The organism is Tenacibaculum sp. AHE14PA, from assembly GCF_019278465.1.
Lineage (GTDB): Bacteria > Bacteroidota > Bacteroidia > Flavobacteriales > Flavobacteriaceae > Polaribacter > Polaribacter bernardetii.
In genome coordinates, this window is sequence record NZ_CP058983.1 from 354,228 (window position 1) to 378,781 (window position 24,554).

General features: G+C 29.5%; 25 protein-coding genes and 1 other RNA gene. 17 read left to right on the forward strand and 9 right to left on the reverse strand.

Annotation, left to right across the window (positions count from 1 at the left end; all coding sequences use genetic code 11):
- The first annotated feature begins 29 nt into the window (after positions 1-29).
- A complete protein-coding gene (locus tag H0I30_RS01625; protein WP_218772571.1) occupies positions 30-401 on the forward strand; it encodes a DUF4258 domain-containing protein in 372 nt (123 codons plus the stop codon).
- Here H0I30_RS01625 and H0I30_RS01630 read toward each other — a convergent pair.
- Together H0I30_RS01630 and H0I30_RS01635 are read right to left on the reverse strand one after the other, a co-directional pair.
- Entirely contained in the window at positions 398-991 is a 594-nt protein-coding gene (locus H0I30_RS01630; protein ID WP_218772572.1) for a YdeI family protein, read from the reverse strand. The two genes, H0I30_RS01625 and H0I30_RS01630, sit on opposite strands and share 4 nt — an antisense overlap.
- 12 nt (positions 992-1,003) lie before the next feature.
- Positions 1,004-3,199: an ATP-dependent DNA helicase RecQ gene (locus tag H0I30_RS01635; RefSeq protein WP_218772573.1), complete on the reverse strand. Its 2,196-nt coding sequence runs from the start codon at positions 3,197-3,199 to the stop codon at positions 1,004-1,006.
- A gap of 142 nt (positions 3,200-3,341) precedes the next feature.
- Between H0I30_RS01635 and H0I30_RS01640 the strand changes: the two genes are divergently transcribed.
- The 4 genes from H0I30_RS01640 (at position 3,342) to lptB (ending at position 5,488) form a co-directional block, all read left to right on the forward strand.
- Positions 3,342-3,527, forward strand: coding sequence for a hypothetical protein (locus H0I30_RS01640; protein WP_218772574.1), 186 nt, complete (start codon positions 3,342-3,344; stop codon positions 3,525-3,527).
- Position 3,528: 1 nt separating this feature from the next.
- On the forward strand, positions 3,529-4,353 hold the full coding sequence (gene tatC / locus H0I30_RS01645) for a twin-arginine translocase subunit TatC (RefSeq protein ID WP_218772575.1): 825 nt from the start codon (positions 3,529-3,531) through the stop codon (positions 4,351-4,353).
- Complete coding sequence (locus H0I30_RS01650; RefSeq protein WP_218772576.1) at positions 4,328-4,675, forward strand: carboxymuconolactone decarboxylase family protein; 348 nt, start codon at positions 4,328-4,330, stop codon at positions 4,673-4,675. The genes tatC and H0I30_RS01650 overlap by 26 nt, the downstream gene beginning before the upstream one ends.
- A 78-nt stretch (positions 4,676-4,753) precedes the next feature.
- The gene (gene lptB / locus H0I30_RS01655; protein ID WP_218772577.1) at positions 4,754-5,488 is read left to right on the forward strand and encodes an LPS export ABC transporter ATP-binding protein; all 735 of its coding nucleotides are present in this window, start codon (positions 4,754-4,756) and stop codon (positions 5,486-5,488) included.
- A 64-nt stretch (positions 5,489-5,552) separates the two neighbouring features.
- On the opposite strand, the gene H0I30_RS01660 is transcribed toward lptB, so the two are convergent.
- Positions 5,553-6,278, reverse strand: a complete 726-nt coding sequence (locus H0I30_RS01660) for a phosphatidylcholine/phosphatidylserine synthase (protein WP_218772578.1) — start codon at positions 6,276-6,278, stop codon at positions 5,553-5,555.
- 102 nt (positions 6,279-6,380) lie between these two features.
- Between H0I30_RS01660 and H0I30_RS01665 the strand changes: the two genes are divergently transcribed.
- Both H0I30_RS01665 and H0I30_RS01670 read left to right on the forward strand, forming a co-directional pair.
- Positions 6,381-7,358, forward strand: coding sequence for a YheT family hydrolase (locus H0I30_RS01665; protein ID WP_218772579.1), 978 nt, complete (start codon positions 6,381-6,383; stop codon positions 7,356-7,358).
- An 83-nt stretch (positions 7,359-7,441) separates the two neighbouring features.
- The gene (locus H0I30_RS01670; protein WP_218772580.1) at positions 7,442-8,626 is read left to right on the forward strand and encodes a DUF4105 domain-containing protein; all 1,185 of its coding nucleotides are present in this window, start codon (positions 7,442-7,444) and stop codon (positions 8,624-8,626) included.
- Here H0I30_RS01670 and aroQ read toward each other — a convergent pair.
- Both aroQ and H0I30_RS01680 read right to left on the reverse strand, forming a co-directional pair.
- A complete protein-coding gene (gene aroQ / locus H0I30_RS01675; protein ID WP_218772581.1) occupies positions 8,603-9,019 on the reverse strand; it encodes a type II 3-dehydroquinate dehydratase in 417 nt (138 codons plus the stop codon). The two genes, H0I30_RS01670 and aroQ, sit on opposite strands and share 24 nt — an antisense overlap.
- 96 nt (positions 9,020-9,115) lie before the next feature.
- Positions 9,116-9,652 (reverse strand): hypothetical protein, encoded by a 537-nt coding sequence (locus H0I30_RS01680; protein ID WP_218772582.1) that lies wholly within the window; start codon positions 9,650-9,652, stop codon positions 9,116-9,118.
- A gap of 194 nt (positions 9,653-9,846) precedes the next feature.
- On the opposite strand from H0I30_RS01680, the gene H0I30_RS01685 reads away from it, so the two are divergent.
- Positions 9,847-10,764 (forward strand): tyrosine recombinase, encoded by a 918-nt coding sequence (locus H0I30_RS01685; RefSeq protein ID WP_218772583.1) that lies wholly within the window; start codon positions 9,847-9,849, stop codon positions 10,762-10,764.
- A gap of 98 nt (positions 10,765-10,862) precedes the next feature.
- On the opposite strand, the gene ffs is transcribed toward H0I30_RS01685, so the two are convergent.
- Positions 10,863-10,961, reverse strand: an RNA gene (ffs, locus tag H0I30_RS01690) — signal recognition particle sRNA small type.
- A 173-nt stretch (positions 10,962-11,134) separates the two neighbouring features.
- Between ffs and H0I30_RS01695 the strand changes: the two genes are divergently transcribed.
- From H0I30_RS01695 to H0I30_RS01710, 4 genes are all read left to right on the forward strand, one after another.
- Positions 11,135-11,656, forward strand: a complete 522-nt coding sequence (locus H0I30_RS01695) for a DUF4199 domain-containing protein (RefSeq protein WP_218772584.1) — start codon at positions 11,135-11,137, stop codon at positions 11,654-11,656.
- 79 nt (positions 11,657-11,735) lie between these two features.
- Positions 11,736-12,692, forward strand: coding sequence for a glycosyltransferase family 2 protein (locus H0I30_RS01700; RefSeq protein WP_218772585.1), 957 nt, complete (start codon positions 11,736-11,738; stop codon positions 12,690-12,692).
- Between the two features lie 32 nt (positions 12,693-12,724).
- On the forward strand, positions 12,725-14,434 hold the full coding sequence (locus H0I30_RS01705; protein ID WP_218772586.1) for a phospho-sugar mutase: 1,710 nt from the start codon (positions 12,725-12,727) through the stop codon (positions 14,432-14,434).
- The gene (locus H0I30_RS01710; RefSeq protein ID WP_218772587.1) at positions 14,435-16,267 is read left to right on the forward strand and encodes an ABC transporter ATP-binding protein; all 1,833 of its coding nucleotides are present in this window, start codon (positions 14,435-14,437) and stop codon (positions 16,265-16,267) included. It begins immediately after the preceding gene.
- A 51-nt stretch (positions 16,268-16,318) separates the two neighbouring features.
- Here the strand turns inward: H0I30_RS01710 and H0I30_RS01715 are convergent, their stop codons facing one another.
- From H0I30_RS01715 to H0I30_RS01725, 3 genes are all read right to left on the reverse strand, one after another.
- On the reverse strand, positions 16,319-17,740 hold the full coding sequence (locus tag H0I30_RS01715) for a CCA tRNA nucleotidyltransferase (protein WP_218772588.1): 1,422 nt from the start codon (positions 17,738-17,740) through the stop codon (positions 16,319-16,321).
- A gap of 4 nt (positions 17,741-17,744) precedes the next feature.
- On the reverse strand, positions 17,745-18,290 hold the full coding sequence (locus H0I30_RS01720; protein WP_218772589.1) for an L-threonylcarbamoyladenylate synthase: 546 nt from the start codon (positions 18,288-18,290) through the stop codon (positions 17,745-17,747).
- Between the two features lie 92 nt (positions 18,291-18,382).
- Complete coding sequence (locus H0I30_RS01725; protein ID WP_218772590.1) at positions 18,383-19,333, reverse strand: Stealth CR1 domain-containing protein; 951 nt, start codon at positions 19,331-19,333, stop codon at positions 18,383-18,385.
- Between the two features lie 269 nt (positions 19,334-19,602).
- Between H0I30_RS01725 and pseB the strand changes: the two genes are divergently transcribed.
- The 5 genes from pseB to pseI are packed head-to-tail and all read left to right on the forward strand — an operon-like array spanning position 19,603 to position 24,501.
- A complete protein-coding gene (gene pseB / locus H0I30_RS01730; protein ID WP_218772591.1) occupies positions 19,603-20,634 on the forward strand; it encodes a UDP-N-acetylglucosamine 4,6-dehydratase (inverting) in 1,032 nt (343 codons plus the stop codon).
- A 2-nt stretch (positions 20,635-20,636) separates the two neighbouring features.
- Positions 20,637-21,785, forward strand: a complete 1,149-nt coding sequence (gene pseC, locus H0I30_RS01735) for a UDP-4-amino-4,6-dideoxy-N-acetyl-beta-L-altrosamine transaminase (protein WP_218772592.1) — start codon at positions 20,637-20,639, stop codon at positions 21,783-21,785.
- Positions 21,778-22,473: a pseudaminic acid cytidylyltransferase gene (pseF, locus tag H0I30_RS01740; protein WP_218772593.1), complete on the forward strand. Its 696-nt coding sequence runs from the start codon at positions 21,778-21,780 to the stop codon at positions 22,471-22,473. Before pseC ends, pseF begins: the two co-directional genes overlap by 8 nt.
- Positions 22,463-23,485 (forward strand): GNAT family N-acetyltransferase, encoded by a 1,023-nt coding sequence (locus tag H0I30_RS01745; RefSeq protein ID WP_218772594.1) that lies wholly within the window; start codon positions 22,463-22,465, stop codon positions 23,483-23,485. The genes pseF and H0I30_RS01745 overlap by 11 nt, the downstream gene beginning before the upstream one ends.
- Positions 23,482-24,501: a pseudaminic acid synthase gene (gene pseI, locus H0I30_RS01750; RefSeq protein ID WP_218772595.1), complete on the forward strand. Its 1,020-nt coding sequence runs from the start codon at positions 23,482-23,484 to the stop codon at positions 24,499-24,501. The genes H0I30_RS01745 and pseI overlap by 4 nt, the downstream gene beginning before the upstream one ends.
- The last annotated feature ends 53 nt before the right edge of the window (positions 24,502-24,554 follow it).

The window sequence follows — 24,554 nt, forward strand, 5'->3', positions numbered from 1 at the left end:
TCTTACTTTTGCGATCACAAAATTTTACTATGCAATTTTTAAAACGTTTTGGTTATTATGCAATCGGATTAGGTTTCGGTTCTTTAATTGTCTTATTTATTTGGAAGGGTAAAGATGTTTCTTTTGATTATGGAATGGATGCGCGTACCTTAAAAACAATTCGTATTAGAAAAAGATTGTTTTCTGATAAAGCAGTACAGGTTTTAACAAATTCTGCTATTGATACTGCTACGGTATCTGCAATTTTAAAAAATGGAGATGTAGATTTCGGTAAAAGTAAACCTCGTTTAAAACCTTGCCCTGAGTACTTTATTACAGGAAAAGACAGTTTAAAACATATCGATTTATATGTTATTAGATGTGATTCTACCACAACTATTGATAAGATTACAATAAACTAGCAGTTTTTATATTTATCATGAAGTCCCATTCCTTTTAGAATCATAGGTGTAATTTTATCTAACCTTTTATACTTCGTTGTTTCTCGTTTTGCTTCAGAAATATAATTTGCATACTCTCTTTTTTTACTAAGTGAAAAATTAGCAAAACACGCTCTTAAAGCATCATCATCATCTAATGCCATTTGCAATTCAGTTGGAATTATTAACGGTTTAGTGTTTTTAATTGGTTTAAATTCTTTTCCGTTTTCAGAATTCTTAATAGCTTCTAATACATATTCCTTCACTAAATCTACATCAATTTTGTTTAATGCACAAAACTGCCATTGACGCATCGCATGTGTTTTTTCTTCTTGCGCATTTTTCAATACTTTTTTATCATCATTTAAAAACATTCCTTGAAAAAACCAAAGTCCACAATAATTTTTAAAAGCAGACAAACCCACAATGTTTTTATTTTTATAAACATAAACTGGAGCTCCCAATTTAATAGTTTCTTCTAATGATAATTCTAATAAAACAGAACGCAAGAGCTTTAACTCTTGCGTCCATTTATTTTTAGCGGTAATATAATCTAGTACTTTGGTATTCATTAGTAGATTATTTTAATTTGCTATTTCACTTGTAAATTTAATACGCATTAAACGCAATTCATCTTCGTCATAATCACCATCAAATTCATCTAATGCCTCTTGAATTTTATCTGTTTCAGATTCCATAAAATAATCATGTATTTCTTCTTGTTGATCTTCATCTAACAAGTCTTCAACGGCATAATCTATATTTAATTTAGTTCCAGAAAACACAATTGCTTCCATTTCTTTTAACAACTCTGCCATGCTTAGCCCTTTTGATTTAGAAATATCCTCTAAAGGTAATTTTCTATCTGTATTCTGAATAATAAAAAGCTTTAATCCAGAATTTACACCTATACTCTTAACGATTAAATCATCAGGGCGCATAATATCATTTTCGGCAACATAACTTGTAATAAGTTTTACAAAATCTTTACCGAATTTCTTAGATTTACCTTCTCCTACACCGTGAACTTTAGACAATTCTTCTAATGTTATTGGGTATTTTAAAGCCATATCATTTAAAGACGGATCTTGAAAAACTGCAAAAGGAGGCACTCCTAAACTCTTACCTACACTTTTACGTAAATCTTTTAACATAGCGACCAATTTAGCATCTACACCACCTGCTGATTTTTGATTTGCAATAATTATTCCTGCATCATCTGTAGCATACACATGATTTTCAGTCATCATAAAAGAGGTTGGATTTTTTATAAATTCCTTTCCTTTTTTGGTTAACTTTAAAACGCCGTATTGTTCAATTTCTTTCTTAATTAAATCTACCACCAATATCTGGCGGATTAACGCCATCCAATAATGATTGTTTTTATCTTTTCCGATTCCGAAAAAAGGTTGTGCCGTTGTTTTATGTGATTTTAATAATGCATTTTGCGAACCTATTATTGTATTCACAACCTCTTTAGGCTTATACATTTCGTTAGTATCCCTAATTACAGATAATAATGTTTTTACTTCTTCTTTTGCTTCGTGTTGCTTTTTTGGATTTCTCATATTGTCATCCATTTCTGCTCCTTCTCCGTTTACTGCATCAAACTCTTCGCCAAAATAATGCAATATGTATTTACGTCTGTTCATAGACGTTTCTGCATAACCAACAACTTCTTGCAGTAATGCATGACCAACTTCCTGTTCTGCTACAGGTTTGTTTGCCATAAACTTCTCTAGTTTTTCTATGTCCTTATATGAGTAAAAAGTTAAACAATACCCTTCTCCTCCATCACGCCCTGCACGACCAGTTTCTTGGTAATAACTTTCTAAACTTTTAGGAATATCATGGTGAATAACGTAACGAACATCTGGCTTATCAATTCCCATTCCGAAAGCAATCGTAGCGACAATAACATCACAATCTTCCATCAAAAACATATCTTGATGTCTTGCTCTTTTTTTGGCATCTAATCCGGCATGATAAGGAAGTGCATTTATACCGTTTACTTGTAAAACTTGTGCTATTTCTTCTACCTTTTTACGACTTAAACAGTATATAATTCCGGTTTTACCTATTCGTTGTTTTATAAAACGAATAATATCTTTTTCTACATCTTTAGTCTTTGGTCTAACTTCATAAAATAAATTGGCTCTATTAAACGACGCTTTAAAAACGTTTGCATCACTCATTCCTAAAGTTTTAAGAATATCTTCTTGCACTTTTTCTGTTGCTGTAGCTGTTAGACCAATAATAGGCACATTATCAATCTGTTTGATAATTGTACGTAAGTTTCTATACTCAGGTCTAAAATCATGACCCCATTCCGAAATACAATGCGCTTCATCAATTGCTACAAAAGAGATTGTTTGGCTCCTTAAAAACTCAGCATATTCTTCTTTTACCAAAGATTCAGGCGCAACATATAAAAGTTTTGTTATGCCGTTTTCAATGTCCGCCTTTACTTGTGCTACTTCCGATTTATTTAATGAAGAGTTTAGTACATGGGCAATTCCATGTTCTTCAGAAATCCCTCTAATAGCATCTACTTGATTTTTCATCAAAGCTATTAAAGGAGAAACAACTATTGCTGTTCCTTCTTTCATTAATGCTGGCAACTGATAGCAAAGAGATTTCCCTCCGCCAGTAGGCATTATTACGAATGTATTTTCGTTGTTTAAAATACTCTTAACAACTTTTTCTTGTAGACCTTTAAATTGGTTAAAACCAAATATTTTTTTTAATGATCCATATAACTCCGACTGCTCTATATTCATCTCCTAATATCAAAAATTAAAAATGCAAACCAATTTACAAAAAAACTTTACACTAACTAGGTAAATTTTATTTTTATTAAAAAGTTTTCTTCTTAAATATTCTTATTTTTACACTCTATAAATTACTAAAAACTTTTTTAACTTGAAAGACGCAAACGCAATTCTCTCAACAGCAAAAGAAACCATACTTTTAGAAAGTAATGCTATTGCTAATTTAGCAAAATTATTAGATAGTTCGTTTGTTGATGCTGTAAATTTTATTTTCAATTTAAATAATAGTGATGAGTATCATTATTTACATAATTTAATAAAAGAAGATATATTTTAAAATGGCTGTAAAAGAAATGTCTTTTTTAGACCACCTCGAAGAATTAAGATGGCATTTGGTAAGAAGTTTTGCGGCAATTTTTATTGTTGCAGTTCTTATTTTTGCTAATATTAATTTTGTTTTTAACGAAATTTTATTAGCGCATTTAAAACCAGATTTTGCTACTTATCAATTTTTCTGTAATGTATTTACAGCTATAGGTATTGATAGTAGCTTTTGTACTATAAATTTTAAACAAACCCTACAAGCTTTAAACCCTACACAACAATTGATGACCGGTATTTGGTCTTCTTTAATTCTAGGATTTGTAGTTTCTTTTCCTTATATATTATGGGAGTTCTGGCGATTTATAGCTCCCGGATTACATAGCGCTGAAAGAAAAAAATCAAGAGGTTTTATTTTCACTTCTTCATTTTTATTCTTTTTAGGAATCCTTTTTAGTTATTATATTATTTTACCAATGTCTGTATATTTCTTTTACAACTTTGAAATATCTAATGTTATTGAAAATAATTTTAAACTAGAAGCCTATATCGGTTTAATAACAAATACCTTGTTAGGGGTAGCTATCTTTTTCGAACTACCTGTTGTTATCTTTTTTCTAACTAAAATAGGATTGATAACACCTGAATTTTTACGTAAATATCGTAAACACGCATTAGTTGTAGTTTTAGTATTATCAGCAATTATAACACCGCCAGACGTTGCTAGTCAAGTAATCGTTTCGGTTCCAATAATGATACTATATGAAATAAGTATTCATGTATCACAATATGTCTTAAAAAAACAAAATAAAAAGAATGTCTCAAAAAGTCCAAGAGTTTAACGACTACCGTGCTAAAATGAATGATAAAATTTTAGCGGGTGATAATAAAATTATCAAACGTATTTTTAATTTAGATACAAATGCATTTAAAGAAGGTCATTTACCAACAAAAACTAAAGAGTTACTAGGTTTAGTAGCATCTGCAGTTTTACGTTGCGATGATTGTATTGCCTATCATTTAGAAACTGCTCATAAAAACGGAGTAACAAAAGAAGAAATGATGGAAACTATGGGTATTGCTACTTTGGTTGGTGGAACCATTTTAATTCCGCATTTACGACGTGCGGTTGAATTTTGGGAATCATTAGAAGAGAATAGTTAACAAATAATTAAGCTATCAATTTATAGTTTTTCTGTATTTTAGTACAATCATTTATCAAAAAAAAGCAATTAATAATCAATGAAATTAAGAGCAGATAACATACAAAAGCTTTATGGCAGTAGAAAGGTTGTAAAAGGTATTTCGTTAGAAGTAGAACAAGGAGAAATCATTGGTTTATTAGGGCCAAACGGAGCCGGTAAAACAACTTCTTTTTACATGATTGTTGGAATGGTAAAACCAAATTTTGGTAACATTTATTTAGATGATGAAGAAATCACTGATGATGCAATGTATAAACGTGCTCAAAAAGGAATTGGGTATTTAGCGCAAGAAGCGTCTGTTTTTAGAAAATTATCTGTAGAAGATAACATCATGTCGGTTTTAGAATTTACTAATAGATCTAAATCAGAAAGAAAAAAACGTTTAGAAGAATTAATTGATGAATTTAGTTTAGATCATGTTCGTAAAAACCGCGGAGATTTACTTTCTGGTGGTGAACGTCGTAGAACAGAAATTGCACGTTGTTTAGCTTCTGACCCGAAGTTTATTTTATTAGATGAACCTTTTGCGGGTGTAGATCCTATTGCGGTAGAAGATATTCAGGGAATTGTGGCTAAGCTTAAAACAAAAAACATTGGTATTTTAATTACCGATCATGATGTGCAAGCTACACTAGCAATTACCGATAGAACTTACTTAATGTATAATGGAAGTATTTTAAAAGAAGGAACTCCCGAAGAATTAGCAGAAGATGAAACTGTACGTCGCGTTTATCTTGGTAAAGATTTCGAACTAAAAAAGAAAAAGTTTTAACGTTAAAACCTACAAAAAAAGGAGCTTAATAGCTCCTTTTTTTTGTTCTATATTTAATTATAAATTACGCTTTCTTTAAATTATTAAACATTGATAATCCTACGTATAATAATATTATTAAAGGCACTGCCACAAATTTAATAACTATTAAAAGTATAATAGACAGTGCTAAAAAGATATATTTTAATGCATTTTCTTTAAATCTGAAGCTTTTAAATTTTAAAGCAAACAACGGAATTTCAGCATTCATTAAAAAAGTCAATAATACTGTTACTGCTATCAAAAAATATTGATTCGTTATTAAATCAATAAAAAAAGATTGATTAGAAAACTCAACTATTAACGGTAAAGAAATCACTAATAATGTCATTGCAGGTGTTGGTAAACCAATAAAAGAATCTGACTGTCTTGTATCAATATTAAAATTAGCCAATCTATAACATGCTCCTAAAGTTAATAACAAACCTATATATGGCAAATTACTACCATTGCCATCTGTTGCAAAATAACTTACTTCATTAACTCCTAAGCTACTAATTAAAAGCTGCAACATTACAATACCTGGCACTACTCCACTTGTTACCATATCAGCCAAGCTATCTAATTGCTTACCTAATTCACCCTGTACATTTAACATTCTAGCTACAAAACCATCAAAAAAATCAAATACAATTCCTGCTGTTACCAAAACAGCGGTTCCTACAAAATCGCCTTTAAGAGCAAAGATTATAGCAATTGTACCACTTAGTAAATTCCCTAATGTTAATAAGTTCGGAATATGTTTTTTCATCGATTTTTAATATTTAAGGCGAAAATAAGAAATCATTTTATCAGTTTTACATTTTACTATTTTTTTATCATATTTGTAAACACTTGCTATAATTCGAAAACCATGCCTATTCTTACTACTGATTTTAATCCGAGTCTTCCTTTTAAAAGTGCACATTTTAACACAATGTATCGTCCTTTGTTTATGAAGGATACAATTAAATACCAACGAAAAAGATTGATCACTTGGGATGCTGATTTTATAGATTTAGACTTTTCTTGTATCGGTTCTAAAACATTAGTGCTGTTAATTCATGGTTTAGAAGGAAGTGCGCAATCTAATTACATGATTACAACCGCCAATCATTTAAATGAAACTGGTTTTGACACAGTTTGCATGAACCTGCGCAGTTGTAGTGGTGAAGATAACCTCTTATTAGAAACCTATCATAGCGGAAAAACAGATGATGTAGATTTTATTATTAAACACCTTACATCCAATTATAATTACGAAAATATAATTATTGTAGGTTTTAGTCTTGGTGGGAATTTAACTTTAAAATATTTAGGAGAATATGATAATATTCCTACTGAAGTTAAAGGCGGAATTGCTGTTTCTGTTCCTATTGATTTAACAAGTTCACAAGCGGAGTTATTGAAACTAAAAAACAAAATTTATTTAAACGAATTTATAAAGTCTATAAAACTTAAAATGCTTGAAAAAGCAGAAAAGTTTCCCGAATTTAATTTAAATAAAGCTTTATTATTTAAAGCAACAAAATTTCGTCATTTAGAAAAACAATATACAGTGCCTGTTTTCGGATTTAAAAGCTCTGAAGATTACTGGATAAAAGCAAGTGCTAAACCATATATACCCAAAATAAAAGTACCTTCTTTATTAATAAACTCATTAGATGATAGTTTTTTATCTAAAGAATGTTATCCTTTTGAGGAAGCTAAAAACTCAACTATTTTTCATTTATTAACTCCAAATTACGGTGGCCACGTAGGTTTTATAAGTTCATTTAATGATACAGATAGTAGATGGATAGAAAATAATATTGTTAAATTTATACAAGAAAATTTAGGCATTACTTCTTAAAGATAATAGCCCTAATAAATAGTATTTCTTTAATCTTTATTAAGATATTTGTATTACTAATAATTACTTTTCAGATTCAAGTTATGATAAAAAAAATCACTTCAATTCTTCTATTATTATTTTGTACGAATGCTATTTTCTCGCAAATAGTTGCCACAAAGAGCTTGTCTGAATTTTCGCACATTAGTATCATCACATCTGGCCCTGGAGAGGTTTTATATGAAAAGTTTGGTCATACCGCAATACGAGTTAAAGATCCTGCTACGCAACTAGATTTAATTTATAATTACGGAATTTTCGACTTTGACAATCCTACTTTTTATGTTGATTTCACAAAAGGATACATGAAATACAAATTGGTTAAATATCCATTTTATATAGCTTTAAAAAGCAGTCAACAAGATAAACGTTGGGTTAAAGAGCAAATTTTAAACTTAACTCAAAATCAGAAGAATGATTTTTTTAGTATTTTAGAAACAAATGCACTACCTAAAAATGCAGGTTATTTATACGATCCTTATTTTGACAATTGCGCTACCAAGCCTCGTGATATTATTAAAGAAGTTTTGGGTGATAATTTAATTTTTAAAGATGATTTTGTTGCTGAAAATTTATCTTTAAGACAATTAATGAATAAAGAAATTCATCAAAACAGTTGGGGAAGCTTAGGTATTAATGTTGCTTTAGGAAGCAGGTTAGATAAAATTGCTACTGCAAGCGAATATTTATATTTACCTGATTATGTTTTTGAAGCTTTAAATTATGCTAAGGTTTTAAAAGAAGGTAAAGAAGATAATTTAGTCTTAAAAACAATTATTTTATTAGATTTTGAAGAGAAAGAATCAAAAAGTGATGCTGTTAGTCCGTTTTTAATAATTTTACTACTTTCTTTATTTGGCTTATTTATCACCTATAAAGATTACAAAAACAAAAAAAGAACTAAATGGTTAGATTTTTCTTTGTTTTTTACAACAGGAATCATCGGGCTATTAATTGTGTATTTATGGTTTTTCACCAACCACACTACCGCTCCCAATAATTTTAATTTTTTATGGGCTTTTTTTCCAAACTTACTTATTGCTTTCTTTTTGCTAAAGAAAACCACACCAAAATGGATTGCCAAGTATTGTTTAGCACTACTCGCTTTTTTAGGAATAGCAACTATTATTTGGATTACTAAAACTCAATTATTCTCTTTCACCTTAATTCCTTTATTAATTTTACTGGGAATTAGATTTTGGTTTTTACAAAAAACTCTGAATCGCTAATTCGTAACTTTGTAAACCAAAACCTGTAATTACTCCTTTTGCACTGGGAGCAATATAACTTACATGGCGAAAATCTTCGCGAGAATGCACGTTAGAAATATGTACTTCTATAACCGGAGTTTCAATACCTTTTACAGCATCAGCAATACCAACAGATGTATGTGTATAAGCCGCAGCATTTAAAATAACACCATCATAATTAAAACCTACTTCATGTAGTTTATCAATAATTTCTCCCTCAATATTCGACTGAAAATAAGCTAATTCAACTGATTTGTACTTTTTTTGCAACTCTTTAAAAAAGTCTTCAAAAGAATTTGAACCATAAATTTCAGGCTCACGCTTACCTAACAAATTTAAGTTTGGTCCGTTTATGATAATTATTTTTTTCATGTTTCAAATTTATGAAATAAAAAATAGGCTACTTAAATTTTAAGCATAAAAAAAGGGAGGCATAACTGCTTCCCTTTTTAATAAGTAATTTTATTCTTAGATATGCAAAGCAAACCCAACGTTAAATTGTAATACATTAACTCCGTCGCTATCACCTAAACCTAAGTTATATCTTAATCCTGGCTCAATACTTACCATATCTCCTAAGAAAATAGCATAACCTGCTTGTAATCCTAAGAAAGAAGCATCTGCATCTCCTTGAGAAGCTCCCGAATAATCAATTTGTACAGGAATCATACTACTAATATAATATTTAGCTCCAATTTTGTAAGAAAACTTAGTATCAACACCATCAACACTAGAACCTCCAAAACCTAACCCTAATTTAATAGCTAAATCGTCCATAATAAAGTAACCTCCTTCTAAACCTAAGTTATAAGTTGTTACTGAATCATCTACTCCATCTAAAGATACAGAGTTCAAAGAAAAACCTGTGTTAGAAAGATGAGAAGCATTTGTACCGAAGTTTGTATTTCCTTCGATTAAAAATTTCCCTTTAGCTGTTTGGCCATCTTGTGCATTTGCAGTAAATCCTGCAGCTACCATTGCAATAACTAGTAATACTTTTTTCATAATTTAAATTTTTATTGTTTATTAATTTGTCCGACAAAAATATTTCTTTTTTTAAGACAGGCAAAATTTTTTTTAAAAAAAAACTAAATTCATCTACTTTATCAATGTAACTATATAGTTTTTAAATGCTTATTTTTAATTTTTTGTTTACTAATTTTACCGTAAAATATAATAGCTCATCAAGAAAAAATCTAATGAACTGGCAGCAAGCAACATTTGATTACACAAACTATTTAAAAATAGAAAGAGGACTTTCTAAAAACTCTATTGATAGTTATAATAGAGACGTAAAAAAACTAGTTTCGTTTCTTGCTGTGCATAAAAATAAAAGTTTACCTATACATATAACTTCAGATATTATTCAAGAATTTATATACGACGCTAGTAAAAGTATCAACTCGAAAAGTCAGGCACGTTTAATTTCTGGTTTGCGAAGTTTTTTTGATTATTTAATTTTTGAAGACTATCGCCAAGATAACCCTACCGATTTAATTGAGAGTCCGAATATTACGCGTAAACTACCCGATACGTTAGAAAAACAAGAAGTTGATAACTTAATTGCTGCGATTGATTTAAGTCATCCGCAGGGCGAAAGAAACAAAACAATTATAGAAACCATTTTTAGTTGTGGTTTACGTGTAAGCGAATTAATCAATTTACAATTATCTGATTTATTTTTTGATGACGGTTACATCCGTGTTTTAGGAAAAGGAAATAAATTCCGTTTTGTCCCCATACATCATACTACCATAAAACGTTTAAATTTTTATATAGATGAGATTCGTTCTAAAATTAATCCGAAGAAAGAAGAAGAGGATATCGTTTTTTTAAACAGGCGAGGAAAACGATTAACGCGACAAATGATTTTTATTATACTAAAGGATTTGGCTATAAAAACAAATCTTAAAAAGAGTATCGGTCCGCATACATTACGCCATTCTTTTGCAACCTATTTACTAAAAAACGGAGCAGATTTACGAGTTATACAACAACTATTAGGACATGAAAGTATTACAACAACCGAAATTTATGTGCATTTAGATACTAGTTATTTAAAAGAAGTAGTAGAATTACATCACCCAAGAAGTGATATTAATATAAATGATAAATAAAAAAGAGAATTGTTTTTTGCATTTAGATAATAAACGCTGAGAAAGCAGTAAAGCCAAAAACAATTATGCCCTTTATTTAAAAAAATAAAGGGCATAAAAAAAGGCAAGCTACCTACATCACACTGCTACAACCTAATACCCTTGCTGCGTTCCCGCCCTGGGGGATTCAAAGGGAGCTAGTTGTGTAGGACTTGCCGATGCAAATCTACAGCCTTTTTTGATAAAAACAATGAAAAAAAAACGCTTTTTTTTGTAACATTTTTAACTCTTTGAATACTAATACATTGTTGAGAATCTTTTTTTTCAAAGAACTCGATTCGAAAACAAAATAATATATTTGTTAAACTAACTAAAAATCAATTACACAAACATGGAAAATCAAGCTAACAGTAAAAACATTATTTTAAATTACGGATTATACTTAGGTTTAATCGGAATATTTATTCATTTAGTATTTTATGCAACAGGTAACTTAATTTCATTAGGCTGGTTAACTGGTATTTTAGGTTTTGTAGCAATGATTACGTTGATTGTTTTAGGTATTAAAAAGTTTAAAACAGATAATGGAGGTTTTTTAAGTTTCGGACAAGCTTTAAAGGTTGGTGTAGGAATTGCAGCATTTAGTGCTGTAATTAGCGCTGTTTATACCTTAATTTTCACAAATTTTATAGAACCAGGATTTCAAGACCAAGTAATGGAAATTCAAAAACAAGCTTGGATGGATGCTGGTATGAATGATGAGCAAATAGAAGCTTCGGAAGAAATGGCTAAAAAGTTCGGAGGTCCAGCTATTACTATTCCTATAACCATAGTAATGTCTGCTTTTTTTGGTTTTATCATTTCAGCTATTGGTGGTGCTATTATGAAAAAAACAGAAGAAGATCAATATTAAGAATACTTTAAAAAGGTAAAGTCATAAAGTTCATTAAAGACTTTGTAACTTTACCTTTTTAATTTTTGCACAAAACACTATGGATATATCGGTAGTAATACCACTTCTTAACGAAGAAGAATCTTTACTAGAATTACACAATTGGATTGCAAAAGTTATGCAATCCAATACTTATTTATATGAAATTATATTTATTGATGATGGTAGCACCGATACTTCTTGGCAAGTAATTGAGGAATTATCAGCAAAAAACAACTCGGTAAAAGGAATTCGTTTTCAACGTAACTATGGTAAATCACAAGCTTTAGATGCTGGTTTTGGTTTAGCAAAAGGAAATGTTGTTATTACTATGGATGCCGATTTACAAGACAGCCCTGATGAAATACCTGAATTATACGATTTAATTATTGCCGAAAATTTCGATTTAATTTCTGGTTGGAAAAAGAAACGTTATGATAATGTTGTAACCAAAAACATACCATCAAAACTATTTAATTGGGCAGCTCGTAAAACATCTGGTTTAGAGTTAAATGATTTTAATTGTGGATTAAAAGCTTATAAAAACGAAGTAATAAAAACAGTAAAAGTAAGTGGCGAAATGCATCGTTACATTCCTGTTTTAGCAAAAAACGAAGGTTTTAATAATATTGGCGAAAAAGTAGTGCAGCATCAAGCACGAAAATATGGTGTTACTAAATTTGGAATGGATCGTTTTGTAAACGGATTTTTAGATTTAATTACCATTTCATTTTTATCAAAGTTCGGAAAACGACCAATGCACTTTTTTGGTCTTTGGGGAAGTTTAATGTTTATCTTCGGCTTCTTTGCTGCTTTTTTTATCGGAATTATGAAAATATACCGTTTATCTACAGGTATAAAAACCATTTTGGTAACCAATAATCCTTGGTTTTATATTGCTTTAACTTCTATGATTTTAGGAACCTTATTGTTCTTGGCAGGTTTTTTAGGAGAATTAATTATTAAAAGTAATACGCAACAAAAGCACTACAAGATTAAAGAAAAAATAAACTTTTAAAACGCGTATCTTTGTACGTTTTAACTTGACACATGAAAGAGATTTTAAACAAAGCAAAATTATGGTTATCTGATACATTCGATTCAGAAACTAGAAAAGAAATTCAACAACTAATCGACACTAATTCTGACGATTTAGCAGACCGATTTTATAAGAACTTAGAATTCGGTACAGGCGGAATGCGCGGTATTGTTGGCGCAGGAGTCAACCGAATAAACAAATATACTTTAGGTAAAGCAACACAAGGTTTAAGTAATTATTTACATCAAACTTATCCTAACAAAGAAATAAAAGTTGCCATTGGTTACGATTGTCGCCACGATAGTAAATGGTTAGCTAAAGTAGTTGCTGATGTATTTTCAGCAAATAATATTAAGGTATTTCTTTTTGAAGATCTACGCCCTACTCCCGAATTATCTTTTGCCGTGAATCATTTAGGTTGCGATGTTGGTATCGTATTAACAGCATCACATAACCCACCAGAATATAACGGTTATAAAGTATATTGGTCTGACGGAGGACAAATTGTACCACCACAAGACACAGGCATTATTGATGAAGTAAATTCTTTAGCTTATACCGATGTTCATTTTAATGCCAATGAAGATTTAATTTCAACTATCGGTAATGAAGTTGACGAAGCTTTTTGGCAAGCATCGATTAAAAACGGAACCTTTGATGTAAAAGGTCGTAAAGATTTAAAAATTGTTTTCACCAATTTACACGGAACGGCCATTAAGTTAATTCCTGAAGTTTTAAAACGTGCTGGTTATACACAAGTTCATATTGTAGCCGAACAAGCAGAACCTAACGGAAGTTTCCCTACCGTAAAATCGCCAAACCCTGAAGAACCAGCTGCTTTAAAAATGGCGGTTGATTTAGCCAATGAAGTTGATGCGGATATCGTTTTAGGAACAGATCCAGATTCTGATAGAATTGGTATTGCTGTGCGTGATTTAGAAGGTAACATGAAATTATTAAACGGAAATCAGACTATGAGTATGATGACCGATTTTTTAATTAATGATTGGAAAAATAAAGGCAAATTAAACGGAAAACAGTTTGTAGGTTCTACCATCGTTTCTACGAATTTAGTAAACGAAATTGCAACTTCTTACGGTGTAGAAACTAAAGTTGGTTTAACCGGTTTTAAGTGGATTGCTAAAATGATTAAAGACTACCCTGAATTAGATTTTATTGGTGGTGGTGAAGAAAGTTTTGGCTATATGGTTGGTGATTTTGTTCGCGATAAAGATGCGGTTACCTCTGCCCTATTGGCTTGTGAAATAGCTTCAAATGCAAAAGCAAATAATAGTTCTTTTTATGAAGAATTGTTGGCATTATATACACGTCATCATTTTTATAAAGAACACTTAATTTCTATTGTTAAAAAAGGAATGGACGGTGCGCAACAAATCAAACAAATGATGGTTGATTTACGTAAGAATCCGTTTACTAAAATAGACAATGCTAAAGTGGAATACTTATACGATTATCAATCATCTATAAAAAAGAATTTAATTACAGGTGAAGAAACGGTTATGGATATTCCGAAATCTAATGTATTGATTTATCAAACTACAGATGGAACTAAAATGGCAGCTCGTCCTAGCGGAACAGAACCTAAAATTAAGTTTTATTTTAGTGTAAAGTCAAAATTAGATACTGTAGATAATGCCGTAACTATTGAAAAAGCATTAGATGTAAAAATTCAACGAATTATAAAAGAATTAAATTTGTAAATGAATTATTTAAAACGTTTTTTTAAATACGCAAAACCGTATAAATCATTAGGAATATTAAGTATTATTCTTAATATTTTGTATGCTTTATTTACTACGCTATCATACATTATATTAATGCCTACTTTAAATATACTATTTGGAGAAACACCTAAAGTATATTTAAAACCTATTTATAAGGGGTTTAGTGAATCATTAAACAAAGACTATCTAAGTGATTTATTAAATTACTTCGTTACTTACACTAATGAAAATTATGGACAAGAAACAACGTTACTATATGTAGTAATAGCTGTAGTTGCAGTTTTCTTGCTAAAGAATTTGTTTGGTTACCTAGGGCAATTAGCAATGGTTTTTCTAAAAAACAACGTGTTAAAAGACCTAAGAACAACTATTTACAACAAAATAATAACGCTCCCATTGGCCTTTTTCTCAAATCAAAACAAAGGAGATATTATAGCTCGTAGTACTAATGATGTTAATACAATTAACAATTCATACCTTAATTTGATTATAACTTTTATTAGAGAACCATTAAATATTGTTTTTACGTTATTTTTTATGATTTCAACAAGCTGGGAATTATCTATTTTTATTTTTACTTTCATTCCTATTTCTGGTTTAGCTATCTCATTTATAAGTAAAAAAATAAAACAACAGTCTGGTGAAATTTCTCATAAGATTGGTGGTCTTTTAAGTATTCTAGAAGAAAGTATTTCTGGTTTAAAAATTGTCAAAGCATTTAACGCTGAACAATTATTTTCTTCAAAGTTTAATACTCAAACAGAAGACATTCGCTTATTATCTAATAAAATGAGTAAAAAAGAAACGCTAGCAAGCCCTATGAGCGAATTTTTAGGTGTAATTACCATTGCTGGCCTTCTTTGGTATGGTGGTAAAATGGTTTTGATTGATGAAACCTTATTGGGAGGAACTTTTATCGGTTTTATGGCTGCTGCATATAATATACTTACGCCTGCTAAGGCTATGGCAAAGGCTAATAATAATATTAAAATAGGAAATGCTGCGGCACAAAGAATATTTGAAATTATAGATACTGAGAATGAATTAACAGATATTAATAACGCTAAAGAATTAACTGAATTTAATAATACGGTTGAATTTAAGAATATCTCTTTTATGTATGATGACACATATGTATTAGAAGATTTTTCATTAACAATACCTAAAGGTAAAACAGTAGCATTGGTTGGGCAATCTGGAAGTGGAAAATCTACACTTGCAAATTTAATTACTCGTTTTTACGATGTTAACAAAGGTGATATTCTTATAGACGGAAATAACATAAAAAATATTTCTAAAAAATCGTTAAGAGGTTTAACTGGTATTGTTGCTCAAGATTCAACCTTGTTTAATGATACTATCGCTAATAATATTAAATTAAGTAAACCATCTGCTACAGAAAAAGAAATTGAAGATGCCGCCATAATAGCAAATGCTGAAGAATTTATTAAAGATTTACCACTAAAATATGATACAATAATAGGAGATCGCGGTAGCTCACTTTCAGGAGGACAACAACAAAGAATTGCAATTGCCAGAGCTGTTTTAAAAAATCCGCCTATAATGATTCTAGATGAAGCAACATCTGCTTTAGATACAGAATCTGAGCAATTAGTTCAGGTTGCTTTAGAAAAAATGATGAAAAATAGAACTTCTTTAATAATTGCGCATCGATTATCAACAATTCAAAAAGCTGATAATATTGTTGTAATGAAAAAAGGAAGAATTGTAGAACAAGGTAAACATGAGGAATTACTTGCCAAGAAAGGAGAGTATTTTAAACTTGTTACAATGCAATCATTAACATAAATAAAAAAGGGAAGTTTTTAAAAACTTCCCTTTTTTATTACTTATAACTTTTTAATTATTTTCTAAACCTAACTTCTTACCTTTTTCTATCATATATTGATAACAGGCTTCGTGTTCATTAGGAATTTCACCCTCTAAAATAGCTTCTTTTATGGCTTCTTTAATCTGACCTATCTCTCTACATGGATTTAAATTAAAGGCTTTCATAATTTCTTCTCCCGTAATAGGTGGTTGGAAATTACGAACTTTATCACGCTCTTCTACTTCTTTAATTTTTTCACGAACAAGTTCGAAGTTTTTATGATAGCGTGTAAACTTCTTTGAGTTTTTAGTTGTTATATCAGCTTCACATAACGTCATTAAGCTATCTACATCTTCACCTGCATCAAAAACTAATCTTCTTACAGCCGAATCTGTTACATCACTTGCCAACACAATTGGTCGAGAACTTAACATGACCATTTTCTGAACAAATTTCATTTTGTTATTCAATGGCATTTTTAAGCGTTTAAATAATTTAAAAACCATTTTAGAACCTACAAATTCATGTGCATGAAACGTCCAACCTTGTTTTTTATGATAACGTTTTGTTGGTGCTTTACCAATATCGTGCAATAAAGCAGCCCAGCGAAGCCAAACATCTTCAGTATTTTCTGATATATTATCAACCACTTCTAAAGTGTGATAAAAATTATCCTTATGCTTTTGCCCTTCTACCTCTTCTACTCCTTTTAATGCTGTTAATTCAGGAATAATTCGCTCTAAAAGTTCTGTTTGTTCTAATAGTAAAAATCCTACAGAAGGTTTAGACGATTCTAATATTTTATTTAATTCAACAATTATTCGTTCTTTCGTAATAATATTTATTCTTTTTGAATTCTTAGCAATGGCACTTAAAGATTCTGCTTCAATTACAAAGTTTAATTGAGAAGCAAAGCGAATAGCACGCATCATACGCAACGGATCATCAGAATAAGTGATATCAGGATCTAAAGGTGTTTTAATTATTTTAGCTTCTAAATCTGATATTCCATCAAAAGGATCTAATAAAAGTCCAAATGATTCTTTATTTAAGCTCAAAGCCAAAGCGTTAATAGTAAAATCACGTCTATTCTGATCGTCTTGTAAAGTACCAGGTTTAACCTCTGGATTTCTACTATCTTCTGTATACGATTCTTTACGAGCGCCTACAAACTCTATTTCAATATCTTTATAACGCAACATTGCTGTTCCGTATGTCTTAAAAATCTGAACTTTTGGTTTGTTTGGCAATAAAGAAGCTACTTTTTCTGCTAACTCAATTCCGCTACCAACAGCAACGACATCTATATCTTTTGCAGTACCTCTTTGTAAAATAAAATCTCGTACAAAACCACCAATTACATAACTTTCTAATTGTAATTCTTCGGTTGCTTTACTTATATATTGAAATATTTCAGCAGAAATTGCTTCTTTAAAATATTGTTCTTGCATCTAATTATTCTCTTATCACAATAACAGAATCACCATCCATCTTTAAAATTGTAGATGATTTTTCTGTTGTATTATCTTCATGCAAATCTACCACATAATCTACACTTTTTAAAATTGATTTACTTATATCTATAAATGATTTTGGCGTAGATTCACCACTAATATTTGCAGATGTAGACACAATAGGTTTACCAAACTCTTTTATTAATTGCAAACAAAAATCATTTTTTGGTATTCTAATAGCAATCGTGTTATCTGAAGCAATTGTATTTTTTGCTAAGTTTTTAGGGCTATGATATATGATTGTAGTTGGTTTTGTTGTATTTTCTAACACATCCAATGCTATTTGAGGAACAACTTTAACATATTCCTTTAGCATTTCTATAGAAGAAACTAGAATAATTAAACTTTTAGATTCTTCTCTTTTTTTAATTTTATATATTTTTTTAACAGCAACTTCATTTGTAGCATCACAGCCAATACCCCAAACAGTATCTGTTGGGTAGAGGATTGTTTTACCTTGCTTTAGGTTATTAATTAATTCAATCATAAAATACTTATTATAGCTATAATTTTCTACAGGCTTAGTTATTATATTCTAAAGAAATCTATATAAGAGAACATTTTTTTGCTTTAAAATTTTCACTTATTTAAATTAAATTTTTTCTCTAACCATTTCAATAAGTAAATTTGTACTTTTTTAGGACGCTGATCTAAACTTTGCATGTTTAAAAATAATTTATTCTTTTTTTTACCTAGAATATTTAATTTATACTTCGCCCAAAAAAAAGGTTTACATTTATGTATATAAATTAATTTATAATCACTTTTTAAAGTACATGTATTATTTTTTATTTCAATATGATTTGCAAGTCCTTGAGCGGTAAACTGAGTTACATCCCTAAACTTATGCCTAACATTATCAATTTCAATACTACGATTCTCTTTAAAGAATTTTTTAAACGTTGATTTTCTTAACGGTGCGGGAATATGTTGAAATCTATAAAATTTTTTTTCAAACCCTACTATTTCTGCTGATTTTTGCTGTGCTCTTTTATGCTTAGGCTTTGTTTTATCCGAATCTGGAAATATTTTTTTATGAAGTTTTTCTTCTTCAAATTTTATCCATTTACCTCTTATTATAGGTTCTTCATTAATAAAATAGTCTGTAATTTTAGTTTCTTTAAGCAGAAACATATCATCATTTAAATAAATAAAATGCTCAGCCAAACCTTGTATATTATACAATTTAGCTTCTATAGGTCTGTTAGAGAATACAGGTAAATATTCACTATCTTCTTTAAAGATATCTTTATGATCTATTATAAAAACGTTTTCATAAGTACCTTTTTTTTTAAGTTTAATAAAATTTGGAACCTGATTATCTGTTACTATAAATATATTTCTAATAAAACTTGCATATTTTAAAATAGAATTGACAGCATACTTTATTTCTTCAACTTGATCAAGACGTGTTCGAAACTCCTTATTACTAATTACACTTTTATCTTTTAGATATGGTAACATTTTTTGTTGATGCTTTGCATCTTTGCCATCAACCCAGGTTATAACAGCATCAATAGGATAGCTCATGAATTTTAATGAAATTTAAATTAGGTGCTTTAAACACAGTCCTAAACTGTGCATAAAATTACCTAGAAAAAAATATATCTTTCTTTTTGTAAATCTTTTATCACTTTATCTTTATAAAGATAAAATTTTACATTTTTTTTCTGACAAATTTACCATAATTTATGCCATACAAAAATTCCTTTTACTATTTATTAAATAGAAGATACATAAAAGTTATAAAATATGTATTTTTACAAACTATCATATTTATATTTTGAATCAAAAATTTTATGCTAAACTTAAATAACCAATCTATTTTAATTACTGGTGGTACAGGATCATTTGGTAAAATGTTTACTAAATTAATTTTAAGTAGATTTCCAGCTGTAAAACGTCTTGTAATATTATCTAGAGATGAACAAAAACATTTTCAGATGGCTCAGGAATTTCCTGAAACAGAATACCCACAAATTCGCTATTTTATAGGAGATGTAAGAGATGTAAAAAGATTAGAAAGCGCTTTTGAAGATATAGATATTATCATTCATGCTGCAGCTATGAAACATGTTCATTTAGCAGAATACAACCCAATGGAATGTATTAAAACTAATATTAATGGTGCTGAAAATGTTATTGATGCTGCGTTAAAATGTGGTGTTAAAAATGTTGTTGCCTTGTCAACAGATAAAGCTGCAGCTCCCATAAACTTATATGGGGCAACAAAATTAACTTCAGATAAATTATTTATTGCTGCTAACAATATTAAAGGAAAAAGAGATATTAAGTTTTCAGTAGTTAGGTATGGTAATGTAATGGGATCAAATGGTTCTGTTATGCCTTTTTTCTTAAATAAAAAGAAAAGTGGATCAACTTTTCTACCTATTACAGATGCTGACATGACTCGTTTTAACATATCGTTACAGGACGGATGTGAAATGGTTTTTTATGCTATTGAAAAAGCTTGGGGAGGTGAAGTTTTTGTTCCTAAAATACCTTCTTATAATATCGTAGATGTAGCAACAGCTATTGCTCCTGAATTAGAGCAGAAAATTGTAGGAATACGACCTGGTGAAAAATTACACGAAGAAATGATTACTTCATCTGACTCTTTTACTACATTAGATTTAGGAAAATATTACGCTATTTTACCTCAAAACTCTCCTTACTCTTCTTATACTTTAGATGAATATAAAAAGGCTTTTAATGGTACAAATGTGCCAAAAGGTTTCTCTTACGATTCAAATAACAATACAGAATGGGAAACTATAGAGAGCTTAAGAGAATTGGTTAAAGAACATGTAGATCCTAACTTTAATATATAATAATGGTTTTTAAAATTCCTTATGGACGACAAAACATACAACAAGATGATATTGATGCCGTTGTAACAACTTTACAAGCGGACTTTTTAACTCAAGGGCCAAAAGTTAAAGAATTTGAAGAAAAGTTTGCTACTTATGTAGGTTCTAAATATGCTTTAGCTGTAAATAACGCTACTTCTGGTTTACATTTATCAGTTTTAGCGATGGGTTTAAAAAAAGGAGATCGCGTTATTACAACACCTATAACATTTGCTGCGTCCGCAAATTGTGTCCGTTTTGCGAATGGTGAAGTATGGTTTGCAGATATTGATCCTGACACTTATTTATTATCAATAGAAAGTGTGCGTAAATTAATTGAAAGTAAGCCTAAAGGATTCTTTAAAGGAATAATTCCTGTTGACTTTGCTGGTTTACCTGTTAATCTTCAAGACTTCAAAAAGTTAGCAGATAAGTATGATTTATGGCTTATTGAAGATGCCTGTCATGCACCTGGTGCTTATTTTAAAGACACTAACAATACAATACAAAAGTGCGGAAATGGGAACTATGCTAATATAGGTGTATTTTCATTTCATCCTGTAAAACATATTGCTTGTGGTGAGGGTGGAATGTTAACTACAAATTCAGAAGAAACCTATAAAAAATTATCTTTACTTAGAACTCACGGAATTACCAAAGAAAACATGACAGAAAATCATGGTGATTGGTTTTACGAAATGCAAGAGTTGGGTTTTAATTATAGATTAACTGATTTTCAGTCAGCTTTAGGAATTACTCAGTTAGCGAAAAATGAAGCTGGTGTAATTCGTAGAAATGAAATCTCAGATACTTATAAAAAAGCTTTTCAAGGAAAAATTAAATTCCAAGAATTACCAAATAAAAGCTATAATGCACATCACCTATTTATTATTGAAGTAGATAAGAGAAAAGAATTATACGATTTCTTAAGAAGTCATTCTATTTTTGCTCAAATACATTATATACCAGTTCACAAATTACCTTACTATCAAAATATCGATTATAGTACTGCTAATTTATCAAATGCTGAAAATTATTATTCAAGGTGTATTAGTTTACCTATGTTTCCTAGTTTAACCAATAAGGAACAACAATTTGTAATCGATAAAGTTTTAGAATTTATTAATGAGTAGAATTGCTATTATACCTGCACGTGGCGGAAGTAAACGGATTCCTAAGAAAAATATTAAAACCTTTTTAGGAGAACCTATTATTGCATATTCAATAGAAGCTGCTATAAATAGTAATTTATTTGATGAAGTTATTGTTTCTACTGATGACGATGAAATTGCAAAAATAGCGAAGCAATACGGAGCAACAATACCTTTTAAAAGAAGTAAAAAAAATTCTAATGATTTTGCAACTACATTTGATGTAATTAACGAAGTTTTAAACTGGTATAAAAAAGAAAATACTTTTATAGAAACAGCATGTTGTATTTATGCAACAGCTCCTTTTGTAACGAGTGACTTATTAATAAATGCACATCAACAATTAGTAGCTAATAATTTTGATACTGTTTTTCCTGCAATCCGCTTCGGTTTCCCTATACAAAGAGCTTTAAAAGTTTTAGATGAGAACGGTAAAATGGAAATGTTTCAACCAGAACATTTAAATAGTAGGTCACAAGATTTAGAAGTAGCTTACCACGATGTGGGACAGTTTTACTTTTTTAAACCAGAAACAGCTTTAGAAAAAGGAAAATTATGGACTGACAATTCAGGAATTATTGAAATAAATGAATTAAATGCCCAAGATATTGACACAGAAACAGATTGGAAATTGGCAGAAATAAAATATCAACTTGCTCTTGAAAAATAAAAAAAACAATTACATCATTTTAGAAAATAACTCTTTTATAAAAGATGATTTTTCTATTGTTCCTATCCGTTTTGAAGACAAAAACAAGATAATGGAATGGCGTAATGAACAAATGTATCATTTACGACAAGCAAAAAAACTTACGGAAGAGGATCAAGATTATTATTTTAAAAACATAGTTTCAAAACTATTTGAAGAAGTAAAACCAAATCAGATTTTATTTTCTTATTTAAAAGGTAATCAATGTATAGGTTATGGTGGTTTAGTTCATATTAATTGGATTGATAAAAATGCAGAGATCTCATTTATAATGGACACCTCTTTAGAAAAAGAGTCTTTTAATTTCCACTGGAAAACTTATTTAGAACTCATTGAAAAAGTTGCTTTTGATGAATTAAATTTCCATAAGGTATTTACATATGCTTTTGACTTAAGACCCAATTTATACAATGCTTTACAAGAAAGTAACTATCGTAAAGAGGCTGTTTTAAAAGATCACTGTTTTTATGATAATGAGTTTAAAGATGTAATTATTCATTCTAAGATAAATTATAAAATAGATATTAGAAAGGTCAATAAAAATGATGTTCGCTTATTATTTGATTGGTCTAACGACACTTTAACTCGTCAAAATTCTTATCAATCAAAAGAAATTAGTTTTTCAGAGCACAAAAAATGGTTTACGAACAAAATTAAAGACAATAACTCTCTTTTATTAATAGGAATCAAAAATAATCAATCTGTTGGTTTAATTCGATTTGATATAATGGAAGAAAATAGTACCATAGGAATTACTCTTGATAAAAATTTTAGAGGCAAAAAATTAGCTCAAATATTATTAATTGAAGCTGCAAAAAAATACTTTAAAGAATTTAAAAAGCCTATTTTGGCTTACATAAAAAAAGAAAATGTTGCTTCTGTAAAGTCTTTTGAAAAAGCAGGATACAACTACTATAAACAAGAAAAAATCAACAACATAGACAGTTATGTATATAAATTAGAAAAGAGATGATTCCATCAGATAAATGTTTTATAATAGCTGAATTATCAGCAAACCATAACGGAAGTAAAGAAATTGCCATAGAAACTATTAAAGCAGCTAAAAGAGCTGGTGCAGATGCTATTAAATTTCAAACATATACTGCCGATACCATTACTTTAGATTCTAAAAAAAACGATTTCAAATTAAAACAAGGAACCATTTGGGACGGAATGTTTTTGCATGATTTATATCAACAAGCATATACTCCTTGGGAATGGTTTGAAGATTTATATAAAGTAGCTAGAGAGGAAGGTCTTATTGTTTTTTCTTCTCCTTTTGACAAAACTGCAGTAGATTTATTAGAATCTTTAGATAACCCAATTTATAAAATAGCTTCATTCGAAATTACTGATATTCCATTAATTGAATATGCTGCAAGAACAATGAAACCTATTATCATTTCTACAGGAATTGCAACAGATGAAGATATTCAGTTAGCAGTTGATACGTGTAGAAATATTGGAAATAATGATATTACATTATTAAAATGCACTTCTTCTTACCCTGCTCCTATTGAAGAAGCTAATTTGGTAATGATAAAAGATTTAAAAGAACGTTTTAATGTGAAATCTGGACTTTCTGATCATACTATGGGAATTGTAACCCCTGTTGTTGCTGTTACCTTAGGAGCAACAGTCATTGAAAAACATTTTATATTAAATAAAGAAATTGGAGGACCAGATGCTTCTTTTTCATTAGATGAAACCGAATTTACTCAAATGGTAGAAGCTGTTAGATCAGCCGAAAAAACTAGTGGAAAAATTAGTTATCAGCTAACTGACAAGATGAAAAGTGGTAGAGAATTTTCTCGCTCTTTATATATTACTTCAGATGTAAAAAAAGGAGATATTCTTTCTGAAGAAAATATTCGTTCTGTTAGACCCGGATTTGGAATGCATCCAAAAAACTACAATGAAGTTTTAGGTAAAAAATTTAATAATGATTTTGAAAAAGGAACAGCTTTAAACAAAAAATGTTTCCAATAAATTAAGCTAATTTTTAATATAAAAAATAAAACCATTTTTCATTTTAAAATTAT